The 20,538-nt window shown below is 38.6% G+C and carries 20 protein-coding genes and 1 pseudogene; 5 read left to right on the plus strand and 16 right to left on the minus strand.

Annotated features, from left to right (window positions below):
* Positions 1–200: 200 nt before the first annotated feature.
* Both CS842_RS00460 and CS842_RS00465 read right to left on the minus strand, forming a co-directional pair.
* Positions 201–404, minus strand: coding sequence for a hypothetical protein (locus CS842_RS00460; protein WP_103326707.1), 204 nt, complete (start codon positions 402–404; stop codon positions 201–203).
* A 39-nt stretch (positions 405–443) separates the two neighbouring features.
* Positions 444–728: pseudogene (locus CS842_RS00465) on the minus strand (DUF5712 family protein); the annotation flags it as partial.
* A 914-nt stretch (positions 729–1,642) separates the two neighbouring features.
* Between CS842_RS00465 and CS842_RS06735 the strand changes: the two are divergent.
* Together CS842_RS06735 and CS842_RS06420 are read left to right on the plus strand one after the other, a co-directional pair.
* Complete coding sequence (locus CS842_RS06735) at positions 1,643–1,789, plus strand: hypothetical protein (RefSeq protein ID WP_195909799.1); 147 nt, start codon at positions 1,643–1,645, stop codon at positions 1,787–1,789.
* Positions 1,790–2,020: 231 nt separating this feature from the next.
* Positions 2,021–2,308, plus strand: coding sequence for a hypothetical protein (locus tag CS842_RS06420; protein ID WP_146037410.1), 288 nt, complete (start codon positions 2,021–2,023; stop codon positions 2,306–2,308).
* Positions 2,309–2,941: 633 nt separating this feature from the next.
* Here CS842_RS06420 and CS842_RS00480 read toward each other — a convergent pair.
* The 5 genes from CS842_RS00480 to CS842_RS06740 form a co-directional block, all read right to left on the minus strand.
* Complete coding sequence (locus CS842_RS00480) at positions 2,942–3,334, minus strand: diacylglycerol kinase family protein (RefSeq protein ID WP_103326716.1); 393 nt, start codon at positions 3,332–3,334, stop codon at positions 2,942–2,944.
* A 10-nt stretch (positions 3,335–3,344) separates the two neighbouring features.
* A complete protein-coding gene (locus CS842_RS00485) occupies positions 3,345–4,034 on the minus strand; it encodes a Sir2 family NAD-dependent protein deacetylase (RefSeq protein ID WP_103326717.1) in 690 nt (229 codons plus the stop codon).
* A 12-nt stretch (positions 4,035–4,046) separates the two neighbouring features.
* Positions 4,047–5,222, minus strand: a complete 1,176-nt coding sequence (pncB, locus tag CS842_RS00490) for a nicotinate phosphoribosyltransferase (RefSeq protein WP_103326719.1) — start codon at positions 5,220–5,222, stop codon at positions 4,047–4,049.
* A 102-nt stretch (positions 5,223–5,324) separates the two neighbouring features.
* Positions 5,325–7,136: a translational GTPase TypA gene (gene typA, locus CS842_RS00495; protein ID WP_103326721.1), complete on the minus strand. Its 1,812-nt coding sequence runs from the start codon at positions 7,134–7,136 to the stop codon at positions 5,325–5,327.
* Positions 7,137–7,929: 793 nt separating this feature from the next.
* Positions 7,930–8,079: a thioredoxin domain-containing protein gene (locus tag CS842_RS06740; protein WP_195909800.1), complete on the minus strand. Its 150-nt coding sequence runs from the start codon at positions 8,077–8,079 to the stop codon at positions 7,930–7,932.
* Positions 8,080–8,256: 177 nt separating this feature from the next.
* On the opposite strand from CS842_RS06740, the gene CS842_RS00500 reads away from it, so the two are divergent.
* Positions 8,257–9,480 (plus strand): NADP-dependent isocitrate dehydrogenase, encoded by a 1,224-nt coding sequence (locus CS842_RS00500; protein ID WP_103326723.1) that lies wholly within the window; start codon positions 8,257–8,259, stop codon positions 9,478–9,480.
* A gap of 80 nt (positions 9,481–9,560) precedes the next feature.
* Here the strand turns inward: CS842_RS00500 and CS842_RS00505 are convergent, their stop codons facing one another.
* The 5 genes from CS842_RS00505 to menB form a co-directional block, all read right to left on the minus strand.
* Positions 9,561–10,592 (minus strand): AMP-binding protein, encoded by a 1,032-nt coding sequence (locus CS842_RS00505; protein ID WP_103326725.1) that lies wholly within the window; start codon positions 10,590–10,592, stop codon positions 9,561–9,563.
* A gap of 10 nt (positions 10,593–10,602) precedes the next feature.
* Positions 10,603–11,634, minus strand: a complete 1,032-nt coding sequence (gene menC, locus CS842_RS00510) for an o-succinylbenzoate synthase (protein ID WP_103327005.1) — start codon at positions 11,632–11,634, stop codon at positions 10,603–10,605.
* Between the two features lie 13 nt (positions 11,635–11,647).
* On the minus strand, positions 11,648–12,346 hold the full coding sequence (locus CS842_RS00515) for a metal-dependent hydrolase (protein WP_103326727.1): 699 nt from the start codon (positions 12,344–12,346) through the stop codon (positions 11,648–11,650).
* A 45-nt stretch (positions 12,347–12,391) separates the two neighbouring features.
* On the minus strand, positions 12,392–13,300 hold the full coding sequence (menA, locus tag CS842_RS00520; protein ID WP_241518391.1) for a 1,4-dihydroxy-2-naphthoate octaprenyltransferase: 909 nt from the start codon (positions 13,298–13,300) through the stop codon (positions 12,392–12,394).
* Between the two features lie 777 nt (positions 13,301–14,077).
* Positions 14,078–14,899 (minus strand): 1,4-dihydroxy-2-naphthoyl-CoA synthase, encoded by an 822-nt coding sequence (menB, locus tag CS842_RS00530; protein ID WP_103327009.1) that lies wholly within the window; start codon positions 14,897–14,899, stop codon positions 14,078–14,080.
* 120 nt (positions 14,900–15,019) lie between these two features.
* On the opposite strand from menB, the gene CS842_RS00535 reads away from it, so the two are divergent.
* Positions 15,020–15,433 (plus strand): hypothetical protein, encoded by a 414-nt coding sequence (locus CS842_RS00535; RefSeq protein WP_103326731.1) that lies wholly within the window; start codon positions 15,020–15,022, stop codon positions 15,431–15,433.
* Between the two features lie 887 nt (positions 15,434–16,320).
* Positions 16,321–16,533: a hypothetical protein gene (locus CS842_RS00540; protein WP_103326733.1), complete on the plus strand. Its 213-nt coding sequence runs from the start codon at positions 16,321–16,323 to the stop codon at positions 16,531–16,533.
* A gap of 699 nt (positions 16,534–17,232) precedes the next feature.
* Here the strand turns inward: CS842_RS00540 and CS842_RS06745 are convergent.
* The 4 genes from CS842_RS06745 to rpsR form a co-directional block, all read right to left on the minus strand.
* Positions 17,233–17,394: a hypothetical protein gene (locus tag CS842_RS06745; protein WP_195909801.1), complete on the minus strand. Its 162-nt coding sequence runs from the start codon at positions 17,392–17,394 to the stop codon at positions 17,233–17,235.
* A 565-nt stretch (positions 17,395–17,959) separates the two neighbouring features.
* The gene (locus CS842_RS00555; RefSeq protein WP_103326739.1) at positions 17,960–19,504 is read right to left on the minus strand and encodes a glycine--tRNA ligase; all 1,545 of its coding nucleotides are present in this window, start codon (positions 19,502–19,504) and stop codon (positions 17,960–17,962) included.
* 234 nt (positions 19,505–19,738) lie between these two features.
* Positions 19,739–20,206: a 50S ribosomal protein L9 gene (gene rplI / locus CS842_RS00560; protein ID WP_103326741.1), complete on the minus strand. Its 468-nt coding sequence runs from the start codon at positions 20,204–20,206 to the stop codon at positions 19,739–19,741.
* 23 nt (positions 20,207–20,229) lie between these two features.
* Positions 20,230–20,532, minus strand: coding sequence for a 30S ribosomal protein S18 (gene rpsR, locus CS842_RS00565; RefSeq protein WP_103327011.1), 303 nt, complete (start codon positions 20,530–20,532; stop codon positions 20,230–20,232).
* Positions 20,533–20,538: the final 6 nt, after the last annotated feature.

Below are 20,538 nucleotides of genomic sequence, written 5' to 3' on the forward strand. Positions count from 1 at the left end.
TAAAAAATTTACACTTTATCCTCAGAGATCTCTGAAGCCCGAAGATACTAGAGGTATATTATTATAGGTATAGCCATTTCCTCGAACGGAGTGCTATAACAATTGTTATAAATAAAGTATTTTCAATGGGCTTTAGTATTGAATCTTTTTAAGTGTAATAGTCACTTTAGTTATCATCATGACCGCCAAAGCACTTGGCGTTATTTTTCTGCTAACCACTTTATTACTTTTATATAGCCCCTCTGGAGTTCATCGTCGGAATCAGACCTCCCGGAGAAAGCAGCTCTCTCATCTGATGTCGGATCGATCTCTTGTAAAACTTCTCTCAAACTACTCCTTAGAGCTCCTTTGACCTTAGATTTTAACCTGTTTTCAAATCCCGCGCTCGCTATTTTTAAATCCATATGAGATTTTTCGCTTTTTAAGGAAGCTTTACTCGGTTCTTACGTTTTGATATAAAAATCTTCCGCATCTTTTTTTTGCCTGATTTCTATGCCTGCGCATTTCATGATTTGTGGCTTTTCTTTGTTGAAATCCGCTAATCTTTTATGAACAAAGATGACATGCTCTTTTTGTCGATGTACATAGCTTTTTTTTGGACTGATGCTTTTTCCCTGATAATAATACCTTGTAATAGCGTTTTCTGAGCTTCTTTGATTGGTTAAAGGACTTAAGTTTACTTTGCGAGATTTATCTTTTCTGTGTACCAATACATGTATATGGGAGTAATCTCCTTTTTTGTAAACCTTCTTCTATAATAACATAGTCTTTATAGGGAGTAGCTTTTTTTCTATGGTTCCTTCTTTACTTACCACATACCATCCACCCATCATCTTATAACAGATATATCTATTTAATCGGCATTCTCCCTTTCTATATGTTTTGAAAGAGCAGAGTATTCCCTGTTATGAATTACATGAGCCTCTTTATTATTGAATTTACGTTCTCTCTCATATCCCCCCGGTGGTCCGTAAGGTAAATTACGGCCTCAGCGCTGAGGATCTTTATAAACTCTTTATCAAGAACTTTGTAGTTAGTCCATAAAAAGCCCTTCGTAAAGGACCGAGAAGCTATGGAGAATCTCAATGAAGAATCCCAAGATCTTACTGTTGTACTTCTGAGAAATATCTGCTTATAGTGGTGAGGATGGTACGGGATAGGAAAGAGCACCGTGATGTGTGTTTTTAGTCAACTTCTTCCTCCTTCCCATAACTTCAATTTTTACTCGGCGAATGAAGTAGTCGAGTGCTACGAGGCCATACAAACCCCTGAAGATAAGAAGCTCTTCTTCTCTGATATGACAATGGTCCTCAGAGGTACTTTGACGATGTTAAAAGTGAATGAGAGACTAACAACTACGGCAAGACCAACCTCTTTAAGGACATCCTAGAGAAGAGATACGCCAAGGATAAGAAAACCATTATGTCAGCTGCAACTACTCAGAAAAAAAAGCCAGATTTAAGGGAAAGAGCTTCAGAAGATGAGCGGCACCTTATAATAGGCTTAAAGAGTACGTTTGTGCTTTGTCGGATTTATATTGCTTTAGAACCCGTGGAAATAGAAGAGATAAGCTCTTTGAGAGGCGAGCTTTTGAGGATGAGTGAACTCTTTGTGAAAGGATGGAAAACAAACAAGAAATCCCTTGGGAAACTCAAAAGTATCCACACCGGATAGGGAAGAAGCGGAAAATGTGAAAAATATTCAAGGCGGCAAGCCTACTCCGGGATCTTTAGTGTTTGATCAAAGCAAGCAGTGCTTGAAGTATTTTATATCTTATAAACGCAGATGATCACGACTCATGTTGATGGTCTGAATGTTCAGGTAAAGACAATTATAATGTCGATAAAATGATGAGCCAGCAAGCCTTTAACGCCGGAAAAGTTGATATCAAAAGATAATTTTGAAAAAGGAGATTTTTTAATTCATAGAACTAGGTGATAGAGAACGAAAAAATAAAATGGCTTGATCGAAATATAAATGCTTCTAGAGTGGCCCAACATAAAAATGATGAACCGATCAATTGGGAATTGAAAGTAGCTCTCATGAGAGTAGAGGAAGTAAAACTTTGCATTTAAGGTCTGATTCTTATAAACTCGCACATGATAAACTTACTGCCACAAGTTATAATAGTATTAACTGCCAATGGCAAGTCACTCCCAACAAAAATCTTTGTAAGATGCTCCAGAAACTAAATAATCCTTGTCCCGAGGACTTTCATATTCCCTCCAGAAAAGAATGGGAAGAGGAATTAAAAAACTTTACTTCTGATGATGAGGCTTTTAAAAGTCTTTTAAGACTTGTAAAATGAACCAACAGTAAGACCAACAATTGATATCGTTATTTTTAAAGGGGCGAAATATCGGTGAAAACCGTTGAGTATATAAATAATAATTTATAGATAATTTATCTAAAACGAGGAGATAAGCTAAGGTTTCGTTTTTCAACTCACGGAGTTAACAACATGAATAAAAAACCTAATAATATCTATGTTGATAAGAATGCTAGTTGGATCGAGCTATGGAATCTTTGAATATAGTTTTTTATTAAATAAAGGGCTTTTTTAGCCCTAAGTTTTATACTATTTCTAAATCAGCGTAAATTTAAAGAGCTTTACAAGAGGGTGTTTTAGCTTTTTTTTTAAATCAGACGCGCATATTTATTAAATATACATTGCTGCTTATTATAGACCTTCGGAAGATTGTTTTAGTTAGGAGCTTTCCTATTTCTGCTGCAAATCGAATCGTAAATACATGCGCTGTGATAAACATTATGTTTATACTATTTACCAAAGATGATAAGTATGCCAAAGATGCGCTGAATATAAAATCACTCGGATTTCGAAAAAAAACTTAAATAAGGCCATGTAAAGACAAAAGAACGTATAGAAAAAAGGAATTTTGAATTCAATGATTCAGCTCATAAGTAAAGAATGAAATACATATTAAAGAAGAATGCAAAACTTAGGCAGGTAGATGATAAGGAAAACGATAAAAGCGCCCGAAGCGGCGAGCAATACAGCGGCAGCGGCCATATCTTTAGCTTTTTTAGCCAGCGTGTGATACTTCGGCGATGCGAGGTCCACCGCATTTTCTACGGCGGTATTCATAAGCTCGGCAGAGCAAATCAAGGAGGTAACCACAGACTGCGACAGCCATTCATAGCGGTCTATATTGAATAAAAAGCCTAAGGCCACGCTAAACGATATCCCAAGGATATAGAGCCAGATATTGTGCTCCTCACAGGCAAAAGTTCTCAGCCCGGATAAGGCGTAGGTAAAGTTTTGGTATTTTTTACGCAGGGAGAATTTATCCGCGTTTTTAACCGGCTCTTTCATATTTTAAGAATTAATTGTTTTTCAGTAAAATTTCCCGCAATATGCGCATACCCTCAGAAGCGATACACTCTATAAAATATGTGTTTTTAACATCAAGCGCCGAAGGTTTTTTGGGATCGATCACGTAGATCTTAGCATTTGATGGTAGGTAATTTATCAAAGAAGCAGCGGGACATACTTCAAGCGAAGTGCCTATAAGCAGACAAATATCTCCCCGAGCTACTTGGGTGGTAGCCTGTTTTATCATCGGAACTTCCTCGCCGAACCAAACGATATGCGGCCGCAGGCGATCGCCGTCATCCTGCGCTTTGTCTTCCAGGTGAAGATCTTCCGTCCAATTATATATAAGGTTCTCATCGCGTTCACTGCGCACCTTGAGCAGCTCTCCGTGCAGATGCAAAACATTTTTCGAGCCCGCGCGCTCATGAAGGTCATCTACGTTTTGGGTAATGATAAAAACTTCAAAAAACGCTTCGAGCTCCTTAAGAATAAGATGCGCCTCATTGGGCTTAACCTTTTTTAACTCACGGCGTCTTTGGTTGTAAAAATCGAGCACCAGCTTTGGATTATTTTTCCATCCTTCAGGAGAAACTACCGTCATCACATCATGACCTTCCCAAAGACCGCCGACATCGCGAAAAGTGCGTAGGCCGCTTTCGGCGCTGATCCCCGCACCGGATAAGACGATAAGTTTTTGCATAGTTTTATAAAATTACAGATGTAAAAAGGATCTGGCCAGCTCTATCATTTTCGGATCACCGGTATATTTTTCTCTGATATCAGAGAGTTTTACCACAGGAGTCCATATTTCATGCTCGGGAAGCGCCTCGGTCATTTTGATAACGATATTCATCAACGGCAGGCCTACATCATTGGTGAAATTCGTACCTATACCAAAGGACATGCCTATACGAGAGCGACAAAAATCGGCGATATCGATTACCTTTTTCGGGTCTAAAGCGTCAGAGAATACGATGGTTTTACTTGTGGGATCGATTTTAAATCGCTCGTAATGTTTTATAGTAGCTTTGGCAAAAGCGATCGGATCGCCGCTATCATGGCGTACTCCGTCGAAAAGCTTGGCGAACTTTTTATCAAAACTCTGGAAAAAAAAACGTGTAGTATAAGTATCTGAAAGGGCAATTCCAAGATCACCTCGATACACGTTCGTCCAGTTTTCCAGGGCCAGTTGATTAGCCATTTTAAATCCATATTTAGCTCCGTGGAACATAAACCACTCATGGGCATGAGTACCAATAGGTTTAGTATTGAAAAGGTGCGCCAAATGTAGGTTGCTGCTTCCTATAAAAGAGCGCTTTCCTTCTTCTTTCAAAGTTTTTACCACCAGCTTGTGCACTTGGTAAGAGTGTCTTCGACGTGTTCCAAATTCAGCTACCGATACATCGATAGCCTCATAGCCGAGTATCTTTTCACGTGTAATGCGTATTATGTCCTCATCTGCAAATCTGCGCAAAGCCTGCATCTTATAGTAAAACTCCGAGATTATCGCCATAAGAGGCACCTCCCATAAAATGGTGCGATACCATAAACCTTCAATGGTCACCTCAAGATCATCCCCTCTCTGAATAACACTTACCTCCGAAGGGTCATAACGATAACCTTTTAGAAAGTCTAGATAAGTGGGATCGAGGTAAGGGCAATTTTCTTCCAAATAAGCGCGCTCCTGATCGTCAAGCTTGAGCTGACGCATTTCTTTAATGGCTTTTTTTAAAGCTTGATCAAAACCTTTAGGAAAAGAATGACCTCCACGGTTAATAAACTTATATCGGGCTTTAGCATAAGGAAAATGCTTCACCACGGCATTCTGCATGGTGAACTTATAAAAATCGTTATCTAAAAGCGAGACCGGAAATAAAGACCCTGACATAGAAAATCAATTGTAATCCTCATGTAAAGATGAGGTATTTTTCTCAGAAAAATAAAAAGGATTTCATTGAAAATTAGTCCATCCTTTATTAAAAAGTGGGGATTATTTCGGACGACGTTTTTGAGCGGCCAAACGTTCACTTTCTTTTAAGATAATTTTACGTAAACGCATATGCTTAGGAGTGATTTCAACATACTCATCACTTTGAATATATTCAAGTGCTTCTTCGAGAGAAAAACGGATGGGCGGGGCAATTTTAGCAGCGTCGTCTTTAGAGGTAGTGCGAAAGTTTGTCAATTGTTTACCATCCGTGATATTTACCGTTAAATCATTTTCACGCGAGTGCTCTCCGATAATCATTCCCTCATACACTTCCTCGCCCGGAGCGATGAAAAATTTGCCGCGATCCTGAAGTCTGTCAATACGATAAGCCGTAGAGAATCCCTTTTCCATGGAGACGAGCACGCCAAGGGCGCGCGTGGGGATCTCGCCTTTCCAGGCTTCGTAAGTGTCAAAGCGATGAGCCAATATCGCTTCGCCAGCTGAAGCGGTCAAAAACATATTTCTCAATCCAATCACCCCGCGTGAAGGAATCCTGAATTCGAGATGTTGCGAATCACCTTTGGCTTCCATGATAAGCAACTCACCCTTGCGCTGGGTGGCGATTTCTATGATTTTTCCGGAATATTCCTGCCGCACGTCTACTGTGAGAACCTCCACGGGTTCATGTTTTTTTCCTTCGATTTCCCGGATGATTACTTGAGGTTGTCCCACTTGTAATTCATAACCTTCACGACGCATTTCCTCAATGAGAACCGAAAGGTGAAGCACTCCGCGCCCGTAGACAAGAAAAGCATCGGGTGAATCGGTAGGAACAATCTTCAAAGCAAGATTTTTCTCCGTCTCTTTATAAAGACGATCTTGTAAATGCCTGGAGGTAAGAAATTTACCATCTTTACCGTAAAACGGAGAATTATTAATGGTAAAGAGCATATTCATCGTAGGTTCATCAATTTTAATGTGAGGCAAGGCCTCGGGCTGATCTACGTCAGCTAACGTATCACCTATTTGAAAGCCTTCCACTCCTACCACAGCGCAAATGTCTCCACAGGAGACCTCGGGGGTTTTCGCTTTGCCTAGGCCATCAAAAACATACAAGTCCTTAATACGCGATTTACTGATCTTTCCGTCGGAATTGACCAGGGCCAAAGGCATGTTTTCTTTAATGGAACCTCTTGCCACGCGTCCAATAGCGATACGCCCCACAAAAGAAGAGTAATCAATCGAGGTGATTTGCATTTGCATAGGTCCTTGCTTGACTTTAGGGGCCGGGATATAGTTTAAAATAGCGTCGAGCAAAGCCAGGATATTTCCCGTGGGCTCTTGCCATTGGGTGCTCATCCAGCCCTGTTTTGAAGATCCATAAAGCACGGGAAAATTAAGCTGGTCTTCGGTAGCTTCTAAATGGAAGAAAAGCTCGAAAACCTGTTCATAAACTAGCTCAGGCTGGCAATTTTCCTTATCTACCTTATTAATTACGACTATAGGTTTTAAACCCAAGGAAAGTGCCTTTTGAGTGACAAAACGCGTTTGGGGCATAGGTCCTTCAAAAGCATCTACCAGGAGTAAAACGCCATCAGCCATTTTTAGGACGCGCTCTACTTCGCCGCCAAAATCCGCGTGTCCTGGGGTATCGATAATATTGATCTTAGTATTCTTATATTTTACCGAAACGTTTTTTGAAATGATAGTGATGCCACGCTCGCGCTCAAGGTCATTGTTATCTAATATCAAATCACCAACCACCTGGTGGTCGTTAAAGAGTTGACAGCTATGAAGGATTTTATCCACCAGGGTTGTTTTCCCGTGGTCTACATGCGCTATAATGGCGATATTTCGAAGAGGTGGTGTCATGAAAAAAAAAGAATACTAAAAAAATGTGAATTTAATCAAATTCTGCACTACTTATCTACTTTGAGCTCAGGACGGCAAATCATTTAATATTATATCTCTCACAGAGATAAATAAATTGATCGTATTTTACTGTTTTAATGAATATATCGCAAATAAAAAGCGCTTGTTGATTTTTTGGATATATTCGTTTCTGATACTTTTGAAAAAAAGACAAAGTCTTATAGGTTTTAAACCTATAAGACTTCCTCATCTATCCGCGCTCCCAAAGAAGCGCTGCAATATTAAATAACAAATCCCTTGAGTATTGAGTATTTATTTCACAGGTTTTAATAACACAAAGGACACAAAAAATTTGTAAACAGCTACAAAATTAAATATTTTCAGAAAAAAATCTGAGAAGAATTAATCATTTACTCTTTTCTAGGCAAATCGTTTTTGTATTTTTAAACATAAAAACCGTAGTCTTTGCGAACAGATCTTACTGAGTAGATTCATTTAGCTGAAATTCTTCAATAAATTTACAGATAGAAATTTACAAGTGCGTCTTAAATTTCCTCTTTGAGGTAAAAACGTTATAAAGCAAAAATTAAACCGATAAGCTCTTCAAGACCCTTTCATAATTCGACTCCCGGGAGAGTTCACGAACTATTTCAGTATTTTTCTACCTTCATCAAGCACTACAACAGCCCTGTCCAGTATAACCGGCTAAAGGTCCGTCTGTTATTTTCAGTTCGTACTCTTTAGAAGAGTTCTAATCTCTGGAATGCGATAACATGATAACCTTGTTAATTCCTTACCGCGCGGTAGTGCAAGTGCCTGTATCTACAAAATGCGCGAAAGAGAGGTCGTTTCTTGTTAAAACAAAATCAGGCGCCGTCGTACCTATCCCCGGTAAGCTTCCATAAACGGATATCTCAGTACCTTTTAAATGAATTTTTGCCATAAAAAATGCTTATTATTAATGTTATTGCTATTTATGAATGAAATATACTCAAGGCAAGAGAAATAAAAAAACTTTCTTTCAAAGCTTGTCAAAACATATGAACGGTAACAATTTCCTATTTCTTAAAGCATTTGATATCTTTAGCGGATTGTATCAAAATTAAAGTATATATTATTCATGAATAAAATAAAGGTAGCCAATCCCGTAGTCGAGATGGACGGCGATGAAATGGCTCGAATTCTGTGGAGGTACATCAAGGATCAATTGATCTTTCCTCATCTTGAGCTTGATATTAAATATTTCGACTTAGGTATAGAACATCGCAACCAGACAAATGATCAGGTAACGATAGAAGCTGCCGAGGCGATCAAAGAATACAAAGTAGGTATAAAATGTGCTACCATCACACCCGATCAAACTCGCGTGGAGGAATACAGCCTGAAAAAGATGTGGAAATCCCCCAATGGCACCTTGCGAAATATCATAGGCGGAACTGTATTTCGAGAGCCCATACTCATCAGCAATGTTCCAAAACTGGTGCGCGGCTGGAGCGAACCTATATGCATAGGAAGGCACGCGCACGCCGATCAATATAAGGCTACTGATTTTCTTGTAAAAGGAAAAGGACTCCTTACGATGACCTTTATCCCGGAAGAGGGCAAGCCGGAAACTTACGAGGTGTACCACTTTGACCGAGCGGGTATCGCCATGGGAATGTACAACACGGATGATTCTATTTACGGCTTTGCGCGTTCGTGTTTCAATCAAGCTATAGCAAAAAAATGGCCTTTATATCTTTCCACTAAGAATACTATTTTAAAAGCCTATGACGGGCGTTTTAAAGATATATTTCAAGAGGTGTATGAAAATGAATTTCAAAGAAAATTCGAAGAGGTTAATATCAGTTATGAACATCGACTTATCGACGATATGGTAGCTTCTGCCTTAAAATGGAAAGGCGGGTTCGTGTGGGCTTGCAAAAATTATGACGGCGATGTGCAATCTGACACCGTAGCGCAAGGCTTTGGCTCTTTAGGTCTGATGACTTCGGTATTACTTACACCCGATGGACAAATCCTCGAAGCAGAAGCAGCTCACGGCACTGTTACACGCCATTATCGTCAACATCAGAAAGGCAAGGAAACCTCCACTAACCCTATCGCCTCTGTATTTGCCTGGACAGGCGGCTTAAAGCATCGCGCCAAACTCGATGGCAACGAAGAGCTGGATGATTTCTGCGATAAGCTTGAACAAATATGTATACGTACTGTAGAAACCGGGCAAATGACCAAAGATCTCGCGTTACTCATACATGGCGAAAGGCTCTCGAGAGAAGATTATCTTACAACGGAAGAGTTTATGAACGTCCTTGAGAAAGGTCTTTATTCAATGCTTTCCTGAGCTTTCAGGAAGGCAAGGGATGGATAATGCTTTCCTGAGCTTTCAGGAAGGTAAGGGATGGATAATGCTTTCCTGAGCTTTCAGGAAGGTAAGGGATGGATTTGGCTAAGGGTTTCTTCTCGCCGAATTTTTCCTGTGGGTGTTTCTAAAAATTTTGAAACAAAATAAATCTCCTTTGGTTTGTAAAACTGACACGCTTCCTTAAAGAGTTCATCAGGAAATTTTATATCAAAAGAGTTTCCTTGCACAATCATTATAAGCTTTTCCCCCAAAGCCTCATCAGCTAAAGAGGAGAGAAAAAATCGCCGGGAGATAAATCCTTGAAGTTTGGCTTCCCACTCTTCAGGGATGATTTTAATACCTCCACTATTGATTAAATAGTCGTATCGCCCCATCCATTTAAAGCGATCAGGAGCTTGTAATCGAACTAAATCGTTCGTCTGCAAAGGATCATCCATTAACAATGGGGAAAAAATTTTCAGGCATTTCCTGTGATCCACTCCGATTTCTATTCCGGGTAAGCTTGTATACCAAAGACTTTTATCCGAACCGTTAATCCTGCGCAAAGCGATATGGCTAAGGGTTTCTGTCATTCCGTAAGAAGCATAACAAGCTGTATGAATCTTTTGCAAGAGTTCCTCCATAGCTAGCGTAAGGGGTGCTCCCCCTACCAAAAGCTTCTTTATCCGATGAATATCAGAAAAGATATTAAAAAGCTGTAAGGGTACCATAGCTGCGAAATCAAAGGACAAGTCTAGATTTCGCAGGGGTTCGGAAGAAGGGTCTACACAGTAAAGACGCAAACCTAAAACAGCAGATCGCACCAGCATCATTTTAGCCGCAATATATTCAGGAGACAAACATAAAAGCGCCGTGCTTCCCTTGGCAAGTTTAAAAAAATCACCGCTCATGCGCGCGCTATTACGCATATATTCTTTTTTAAGAGAGATCTCTTTTCGTTTTCCGGTAGTACCTGAGGTAGATGTTAAAATAAAAGGCTTCTTATCATACCATTGCTCTAAAAAAGAAAAAATAATTTGTTGCCATTTTTCATCAAATCGATCTTTGAGCTCAAATAAATCAGGCGCTCCCTTGCTAAAGTCTATCCACATAGTAGCTTATTTATTTAAAGAAATACAAATCCCATAATTTCCCGGGCTGGTACCACAGATACTGATCCTTTACAGCTAAAGGCGCCGGAATATTGTCGGTATAAAGACCGCCGGTTCCCAAGCCCTGAGGCATGGGATTATCTAATGAGTACGTCCATTGCGCGATAGCGTTTAATCCGATATTACTCTCAAGAGCTGAGGTAATCCACCAGGAGATATTTTTTTTCCCTGCAATATCTATCCACTCCTTCGCCGCACGAAAACCTCCACACAAACTGGGCTTTAATACAAAGTAATGTGGAGCAATTTTCTCAAACAACTCTTGCTTGTCTTTATAAGTGAACCCACCTATCAACTCCTCATCCAGAACAATAGGTATGGGCGTTTCTCGGCAAAGCTGGGCCATGATTTCTCTTTGGCCAGCACGTATGGGTTGCTCGATAGAGTGAATTTTAAAAGCTGAGAGTCTCTCAAGCTTTTGCATGATTTCATCGGGAGAAAAAGCCCCGTTGGCATCCAGACGAAGCTCTATATCAGGATATTTTTCTCGAACTCTGGCGAGAAATTCATATTCTTTTTCAAAACAAAGCGCACCTATTTTTATTTTTATACATGAGAATCCTTGCTGGATTTTTTGATGAAGCTGAGCCTGCATAAAATCTATAGAACCCATCCAGATAAGGCCATTGATAGGTATACCTTGAACTCCTGAAGTAAAATCAGAAGGAAAAAGTATAAAATCATTTTTTTCAAGGCTTAAAAGAGCCTGCTCTAATCCGAAAACAATGGAAGGATAATCTTTGAGCTGCTGATAAAGATCATCAATTTCCTTATAAATATTTTTACAAAGCCATTGAATTTTTTCTTCATAATCAGAAAGATTATCTCTGCTTAATCCCTGTAAAGGAGCACATTCCCCCGTTCCGAGGCGTCCTTGATCTTCAAGCCGGATAAACCAGCTTTCGCGCTTATAGAACATACCCCTGGAGGTTCCGGAAGCCACCCGAAAATGAAAAACACACTTCTTATAACGCGCTCGGATCATTCATGATTTTTTAAATATTGATTTGCTGATCTCTTTTTAATAAAAGAAGTTGTTTTCCTTTGGCGGAAAATTTTTCCAAAGCGATTCGGTGATCTATTTCGATAGACTCAAACGTATCATAATGTACCCCTAATACCCGGTTACATTGTATAAAATCCGAGGCCATGATCGCTTCATCGATATCCATGGTAAACAAACCTCCGAGGGGCAAAACAGCCAAATCAGGTTTTACAAAAAAAGGTATTAATTTCATCTCCTGGCTAAGAGCCGTATCACCAGCTATGTAAATATTTTTTCCTTCTGAGCTTAATAAAAACCCCCCTGGATTACCTCCATGAGTGCCATCGGGAAATACGCTGGAATGGGCAGCCCATACGTACTTAAGTTTTCCGAAATCAAAAGATTTAAAACCCCCGAAATTCATTCCTAAGGTATTTGTAACTCCTATTTTCTCGAAATAAGCGGTGATTTCATAATTTGAGATCACCGTAGCGCCGGTTCGTCTGGTTATAGAGGCTACATCTGTTATATGATCAAAATGCGCGTGGGTTACCAAAATATAATCTGCCTTTAGATTCTCGAGATAATTCCGAACGAGAGCCGTCTCTTGAGAAAATACAGGATTCCCCGTAAAAAAAGGATCAACGAGCAAGTGTTTGCCTGCGCACTCTATAGAATAGGTAGCGTGGGCATAGAAACGAAGTTTCATGAGCAATTTTATTTTGAAATTTCTCGTATTTCAAATATAAAAAAATCAAAATACCTGACCCAATCCGATGATAAGAGCGTACAAAAGTGTAATAAGCGCTATTTTCTTAAGTTCAGGATCGAATTTTTTTAAATCACTAATGGAAAAAATCTTTTTTAAATGAAAAAAAACTGGAATCAACAAGATTAAAAATGCCCAATGATAAATCAATTGATGTTGATTAAGCTTAACGAAAAGGCTTCCCAAGGCAAAAGGAAGCAATACCAAAAAAAGATGATATATTTTAGCTTTATAAAGCCCTATTTGAACTACAAATGTGTATTTATTGCTTTGATAATCGCTATGAATATCACGCATATTGTTCAAATTGAGCACAGCCATACTTAAAAACCCTATAGCAGTTGCCAAAAGCAAAACATCCCATTCAAAATGATGGGTATATAAAAAATAACTTCCCTGCACGGATACCAATCCGAAGAATAAAAACACAGATAAATCCCCTTGGCCTTTATAACCGTAAGCATCCTGACCGATAGTGTATTTAATGGACGCATATAAACAGGTGAATATTATGAATATAAAAATTAACGGAGCAGGTGCGCGATAAGTTTTAAAGGAAAGATAAATCAACAGCATCCCAAAGAGAAGACAAAGCTTCCCTAAAAAAAGCAAGGCTTTTTTCATAGATCGCGGTGAAATACGACCTGACTGAACAGCGCGCTCCGGCCCGATACGAGAGGCATTATCAGTGCCCTTGACTCCATCTCCGTAATCATCGGCGAAGTTGGCTAGGATTTGTAAAGATAAAGTAGTCAGGAAGACCATAATAAAAACAAGGTCTACCTTAAATCCCCTGGAGTAGGCGATCAAGGCAGAGAGAGTAATACCTGAGAGAGAAAGAGGTAAAGTACGCAAACGAGCGGCGTAAATCCAGGATTTAATGTCTATCTGCAAGATTAATTCTTTGGGTCTGTGAAATTAGTAAAATAACTTTACCTTGTTGTAGGTATAGATTTTCTCCATTTATCGGAGATATTTTACAGTTTTACCGACTGTTTATTTGTTTGTTTTCAAAGCGAACTTTAAATTTTTTAGTTTCGATGATCTTCTCTTTTTCAGATGGATCGGACCTTATTGACATACTAATATGCTTATTTTCCGGATCGGTCCTTACTGAGCTTCTAATGTACGAATAAGATTAAATTAAGAAATTTCTGCAATATTATAAGTGCTTTATCACTCAAAAAGATTTAAAACAAGAAAAAATCAAGTCTTTTACCATTTTTTTAATGGCACTTTCAGTAAAAAATCTTATAAATATTTGTGGTTCGAAAAAGCCAATAATTCCTAACCTTAACTAAATGATTTTCACCTTTAGGGTCGTCTACAACCAGAATATAGGATCAGGAATTAGGCTTTTTCTCTTAATCATCGGAAAATCATATGGCCGGATCTTAAAAAAATAGAAAAATGCCGACTTTTCTAAAATTCATAAGCATATTTGTAAATATGTCTTTGTTAATCATCTTTATAATTGGTATTGAAAAGTGTAAACTATTCTTACGGTATTCTTTTTTCTGCCTCGATGAGAGGCGTTTATAGGGTAATTCCGTTCTGCAAGAAAATCCGGGAAGAGCTGAGCTGCCTAAACAAAATTTCTTATTTTTTGTTGTTATTGCCATAGGATCCACTAATCTTTTAGGATAATCGGTATTTCTTTGCTTAAAGAGGTCAGGGAAATTTTGGGAATTTCCCAAATTCCGGTGATCGCTTCTCAAGAAAAGCCTTTTTACCTTCCTGGGCTTCTTCAGTTAAGTAATACATTAAGGTAGCATCGCCGGCGAGCTGCATCAATCCATGCTGACCGTCGAGCTCCGCATTTAAACAGCGCTTGATCATGCGTAAAGCCATAGGGCTACGCTGTTGAATGAGCCTACACCACTCCATAGTGACAGCTTCAAGGTCTTTTTGAGGCACTGCCTTATTGATCAAACCCATATCCAGAGCCTCTTTTGCACTGTATTGCTGACAAAGCAACCATATCTCACGTGCTTTTTTCTGGCCTACATGCTGAGCTAAGTAAGATGATCCAAAGCCCCCGTCAAAAGAGCCTACTTTTGGGCCCGTTTGCCCAAAACGGGCGTTTTCTGAAGCTATCGTAAGATCACATACCACATGTAATACATGTCCTCCACCTATAGCGTAACCATTGACCATAGCGATTACGGGCTTAGGCAATTCACGTATTTTTTTATGTAAATCCAATATATTCAAACGCGGAATTCCATCTTCTCCTACATAGCCACCAATTCCTTTTACTCTCTGATCTCCTCCGCTGCAAAACGCTTTATCTCCGGCCCCTGTAAAAATTACTACATCGATATCCGTACGCTCACGAGCTGTATCCATGGCATTAAGCATTTCACTGACGGTCTCTGGGCGAAACGCATTGTGTACCTCGGGGCGGTTAATGGTAATTTTAGCAATACCCTGATGAAATTCAAATAGAATATCCTTATAATGATGAATGACTTTCCAGGTTTTGTTTAACATCAGCTCTTTTGCTAACAAAATTAATTCTGATAAATATAGCTATTTTTAATAGAGAGAAAACAATCATGAGAGCTCATAAAAATCATTATAGCTATATTTGAGATGAAAAATAATTAAGAAGTGTTAAAGAACATATTAGCTATATTTTTAGGTTTATTTATAGGTATCGCGGTGACATTTTCCGGAAGCGGTATGGCGAAAGAGTGGTTTACAGAACCAAGTTCACTAAATTTCTCTCAATGGCAGGAAGTCATTCGACAAGCGCCTGCTGAATTTTTTATTATTCTGCTCATTTCTTATGCCCTGGGTTCCTTAATGGGAGGCGTTACTACAGCTTTCTTTGTAAGTACAGCTAAAGAAGCCTATGCCTTTCTCATTGGATTTATACTGTTTGTTTTTTCCTGCGTACATATTTTCTGCTATAGAATGCCTTTCTGGTTTGAGTTAAGCACGTTTTTTGTATTCTTCCCTGCTTCATGGCTCGGTGGAAAACTTGTAGTATCCATTCAACCAGATCTCATCAGATTCCTATGAGCACATAGGACAATTGAAATAATAATAAAAAAGAGTTTTTTGTGGTGTTTATTATCCATAATAAAATAAACATATAAAAATTAATATGTTTATTACGGAAACTCGTAGTTGATATTATTATCAGAAATCTACAAACTATCTGTCAAAAACTTCTGTCTGAAAAAATACGTTCGTTCAATCAATAAACGAATGATCAATGATTTAATCTTTTTTACATCCTCGGCAATCTAAGCATAATACTCAACTATAAAATCTTTCTCTGAAGTTCTGATCTAAGGAGCGCTTTGTGGTATACAAGCGCTCCTTGGAGGCATATTTTGCCTTTTTTATCTCGCAAAAAAGTTTTGTGTGATAATAGATTAATCCTCCAAAATCTCAAAACGCCGCTTTGAGCTTCCGGCCCGGCAAACACCAAATTTGGTCTTACCCATCTCTAATCCGTCTAAACTTGCGATGCAAGATATAAATCTGAATGTATATTAAATCTATAATTATTAATAAAATATTAAAAAAATTCTTACAAATAACAATGATATGATACTAAAGGAATTTTTTGGTTATTCCCATCGCCATGGGATCCTTGTAGGAATAAGTGGGAGTGGGAATCGGCACTAAAAACCCACAGAGCAAGCTAGATATCAAGGGGGATATTAGAATAAGTAATGAAATATAAAACCGATGCGCAAGGAAAAGAAGAGATGATACGATGGAATAAAGAAAAAACCTGATTTGAGGGACATAACGGAACACAATGGAAATGCCTAGAATACAAAATAACCAAAGGTTTCGGAGTACCTTTGGTGAGTCGGAGGAAATTTAATATTTGGTAATGATCAGGATTGGTTAAATAATAACAATTCACATACCGGCATAAAAATATATTAAAGTTGAATATAAAAAAAGGAATAAAATCAATCATTTATGATCCTAAAAGCGGAACCACGGCAGATCAGGACGGTTCTTACAAATTGGCTTACAAATTTCAATTAGTAAATGATCCTTTCGGAGGAAGTTTTAATGGAACTTCCGGTAGGTTTGGCACCTGGATCCACCATAAACAACGAACCAGAAAGTTTAACACGGGTGCAACTTATTTATAGAGGAACTAAAACCCGCGGCGGAATTACTAATGTAGACAATAATGAAAATCAGATCATTTATTTAAAAAAAGGCGATAAGCTTCAAGTTCGTTTCTATACCTGTGCAACTTATAATATGAATACTGATACAAATAATATTTATATCAATAAAGACCAGAGGTACTACTTCTGAATACTTTGAAAAATTGTAATTTATCTTTACTTTTAACCCTTTCTTCTTTATTAGGAAACGGTTTTTTATTTATAAACTATCACTAAATCAACTTTAAAAGTTCAAAAACCTCTCTAAGAACTTCCCTGCAAAGCTCTGATCTTAATAAGACGCGTATAGCTCTCATAATGACAAGAAAAGTTTGCCTCTTTGATATCCGTCACAAGACCTTGCTGGCAAGAAACATTCATAGATTCCGGGGGGCACTGAGCAGTCGTGGGAGAGGTGTTGTTTTCGATAATATTGGTATTATAATATCTTATTCATTATTGTATATATCCATAGATTTTTGATAATAAGGTTCTTGTATTTCAGAATATATATTAATAACACGCGCCTTCATAAAATCAATAGGTTTGTTATATTTTAAAGCTTTTATATGATCCTCTGTCGTATCGACCTCTTTCTCGGATTCTTGAATGTCCGAGATCTTTCCGTTAGTTTACTCTCAAGGTGCGTCCGTCAGTTCAGTCAAGAGGTATGGCCCGTCACTCAGAGGGAGTGCCCGCTTCATCTCTCAGCTCATCGCTAAAATCGGGCTCTTCTCTCTCGGTAATAACTCTTATATAACCGCTTCCGTCGGCTAAAGAGAGTTGCAGATCCTTCTGCTTTACACCAAAGGTTTTTATTACTTTGCTTGGAATATTCATATTGTTTTTCTGTTTTACATACGATTTATATTTCTCTAAAAAGGTCTCCACAATCGAAGGGTCTTGCTCGATCTTCTCGAAAATCTCGGGGTGTGGTCATTTAAAAACTCTATTACTCGTTCTCTGTAAGCTTTGAGAAGGAGGTTTTTCAATTTCCATAGAGTACAAGAATGTCTGTCGAACTCGTAAAGAGAGATTATGTCTGTGAGGCGGTAAAACCCCTACAGGTCAAAAATACTAAAGCTAAAGACTCACCTAGATAAGATATTTTATGTGCATCTTACTAAAGGAAAAAACCTTGAGAAATTTTTATTTTACCCTTATAATGAATCGGGAGATAAAAATGATTCTCAGAAGTAGAGGAATGGTTTGCGTTAGGAACGAAACTTACTTTTTTAGAAAAAAGTAAAGATCTGCTCTTATAGATATAAGAGAGGATAAAGTTGCTGAGCATATAAAAAAACTCACGCCAAAATATCCCTTAAAAAATAAATATTTATCAATCCAATTTAAAAGGCTTAAATGACTTGAAAACACCGCAAAAGCAAAGAAGTCAGCAGTTTGATCATATGCTCTTTTTTAAGATTTTTGCCATATTGGTCTCAGCCTCAAGAAACGAGCTGAGCCGGGCTATTGGAATGCGCTCTTGCCGCATGCTGTCTCTGTGGCGAGCTGTGACAGCTTGATCTTCCAAACTCGCATGATCTAGTGTAAAACAGAAAGGAGTTCCAATCGCATCCTGACGACGATAGCGCTTTCCAATGGATTCTTTTTCTTCATACGCCAGGGCATATTTCCATTTAAATTCATCAAAAATTTTCTCAGCCATCTCCGGCAAGCCGTCTTTTTTAACCAAAGGCAAAATAGCCGCTTTAACAGGCGCAAGGCATGAAGGTAGTTTCAATACCCAGCGAGCACTACCATCTTCGAGGGTTTCCTGGCAAAGGCAAGAGGAAAATACCCCAAGAAATAAACGATCCAGCCCCACTGAAGTTTCTATGACATAAGGGACATAACTTTCATTTTTATCCGAATCGAAATATTGCATTTTCTTTCCCGAGCACAGCTGATGGTTCTTTAAATCAAAGTCCGTACGCGAGTGAATGCCTTCTAATTCCTTAAAACCAAAGGGAAAACGAAACTCTATATCAGCAGCGGCATCGGCATAATGCGCCAGCTTGTCATGATCGTGAAATCGGTAGTTCTCGAAGCCTAATCCCAAAGCCAAATGCCATTTCATACGCACTTCTTTCCAGTACTCATACCATTGCATCTCATCACCCGGAGGTATAAAAAACTGCATTTCCATTTGCTCGAATTCACGCATGCGAAAGATGAATTGCCGTGCTATAATCTCATTTCTAAAGGCTTTACCAATTTGTGCAATACCAAAAGGAATTTTCATACGAGCGCTCTTTTGCACCTGAGGAAAATTCACGAAAATGCCCTGGGCCGTTTCAGGACGCATATAGAGCGTACTGCTCTCTTCCGCCAGGGAACCTATACGGGTTTGAAACATCAGATTGAACTGTCTTACATCAGTCCAATTTCTTGAGCCCGTTTGGGGGTCTGTGATCCCCAGTTCATCGATTAAATCTTTCACATCCGCCAAATCTTCTTTTTCCAGAGAACACACCATGCGCCGGAGAATTTGTTTTTTCTGCTCCTGATAACCGATAATTTTTGGATGAGTGATCAAAAAATGATCTTTATCAAAACCTTCGCCAGAGCGCTTACGCGCTTTTTCAAGTTCTCTATCGATTTTCTGCTGCAATTTTTCACAAAAATCTTCAATCAAAATATCGGCTCGATAACGATAACCATTTTCTTTATTATCAATTAAAGGATCGCTAAAGGCATCCACATGCCCAGAGGCCTTCCAGGTGGCGGGATGCATTAGTATAGAAGCATCAAGACCCACGATATTTCTCCGCAAACCCACCATAGCTTCCCACCAGTAAGTCTTAAGATGATTTTTAAGAATAACACCGTAAGGACCGTAATCGTACAGAGCACTTATACCCTCATAGATCTGACTTGAAGGAAAAATAAATCCATAGGATTTAGCATGAGAAATAACAGACTTTAGCGGATCATCAGGCTTTTTCATATTTTCTTAACTACCAAGCAAATATAAGAAAAGAGGCAGGTCACATTAGGAAAAATATAAAAAAATAACTCAAGAAAGAAGATTCAAGATTTCTCGAAAAATGAAGTAAAAAGTTATGTGCAGTTTATCCGAAACTAAAAACGATAGCCTATGATCTTCATAAAAAACTTATCCTCTTCTTAAAGAAAAGGATAAAAAGAAGATTAGAATAAGACAAGCGCCGAAAGTAATAGATTAATGCTTCTTTTTAGGCTCTTCAGCAGTGACCAGTTCAAAAGGAAGTGCTACCTCAAGTTGGCGATGCAGTCGAACCTTGGCTTGATGCTTTCCAAGCACTTTAACGCTGTTTCCGGGGATAAGAATAAATTTTTTCTCTAATGGTATACCCTGTTCCATAAGCGCCTGAGAAAGGGTTTGATTATTTACCGATCCGAACAATTTACCTCCGGAACCTGCCTTAACGACGATTTGAAGTCGAACACTCTGAAATTGCTCAGCCATCTGCTGAGCTTGCTTTAATAAAGACGCTTCTTTTTTAGCACGTTGTTTTAAAATTTCCTGAAGCTGTTTTTTAGCCGACGGAGTAGCCAGATCGACGTAGCCCTGTGGAATGAGGTAATTTCTGGCGTAACCAGGCTTTACATTTATCTCTTCATATTGAAAACCCAAGTTCTCAATATCTTTTTTCAAAATAATTTGCATGTAAAATGAATTTATACCTTGAATTACTTCGAGCTGTCAGTTAAAAAAGGGAGAATAGCCAAATGGCGCGCCCTTTTTATAGCCTGATCTACCCTACCTTGATATTTCATGGAGGTTCCCGTAATGCGACGAGGCAGTATTTTTCCCTGTGGATTGAGAAATTTTAGCAGGAAATCTGGATTTTTATAATCCACGTATTTTATGCCATATTTCTTAAAAAGACAGTATTTCTCACGAGGTTTATCATCTATCTCTAGCGGCGCTAAATAACGTATTTCGCCTTCTCCTCCTTGTTTGGCCTGTTGCGCCAAATCATCTAAAATCATAGCCAT

The organism is Bacteroidetes bacterium endosymbiont of Geopemphigus sp. (assembly GCF_002904345.1).
Lineage (GTDB): Bacteria > Bacteroidota > Bacteroidia > Flavobacteriales > Blattabacteriaceae > GSPS2-BC2016.

Coding starts and splice junctions, on each gene's coding strand:
- CS842_RS00460 (WP_103326707.1), bottom strand. CDS start 404: ATGGATTTAAAAATAGCGAGCGCGGGATTTGAAAACAGGTTAAAATCT.
- CS842_RS00480 (WP_103326716.1), bottom strand. CDS start 3,334: ATGAAAGAGCCGGTTAAAAACGCGGATAAATTCTCCCTGCGTAAAAAA.
- CS842_RS00485 (WP_103326717.1), bottom strand. CDS start 4,034: ATGCAAAAACTTATCGTCTTATCCGGTGCGGGGATCAGCGCCGAAAGC.
- pncB (WP_103326719.1), bottom strand. CDS start 5,222: ATGTCAGGGTCTTTATTTCCGGTCTCGCTTTTAGATAACGATTTTTAT.
- typA (WP_103326721.1), bottom strand. CDS start 7,136: ATGACACCACCTCTTCGAAATATCGCCATTATAGCGCATGTAGACCAC.
- CS842_RS06740 (WP_195909800.1), bottom strand. CDS start 8,079: ATGGCAAAAATTCATTTAAAAGGTACTGAGATATCCGTTTATGGAAGC.
- CS842_RS00500 (WP_103326723.1), top strand. CDS start 8,257: ATGAATAAAATAAAGGTAGCCAATCCCGTAGTCGAGATGGACGGCGAT.
- CS842_RS00505 (WP_103326725.1), bottom strand. CDS start 10,592: ATGTGGATAGACTTTAGCAAGGGAGCGCCTGATTTATTTGAGCTCAAA.
- CS842_RS00515 (WP_103326727.1), bottom strand. CDS start 12,346: ATGAAACTTCGTTTCTATGCCCACGCTACCTATTCTATAGAGTGCGCA.
- menB (WP_103327009.1), bottom strand. CDS start 14,899: ATGTTAAACAAAACCTGGAAAGTCATTCATCATTATAAGGATATTCTA.
- CS842_RS06745 (WP_195909801.1), bottom strand. CDS start 17,394: ATGAATATTCCAAGCAAAGTAATAAAAACCTTTGGTGTAAAGCAGAAG.
- CS842_RS00555 (WP_103326739.1), bottom strand. CDS start 19,504: ATGAAAAAGCCTGATGATCCGCTAAAGTCTGTTATTTCTCATGCTAAA.
- rplI (WP_103326741.1), bottom strand. CDS start 20,206: ATGCAAATTATTTTGAAAAAAGATATTGAGAACTTGGGTTTTCAATAT.
- rpsR (WP_103327011.1), bottom strand. CDS start 20,532: ATGATTTTAGATGATTTGGCGCAACAGGCCAAACAAGGAGGAGAAGGC.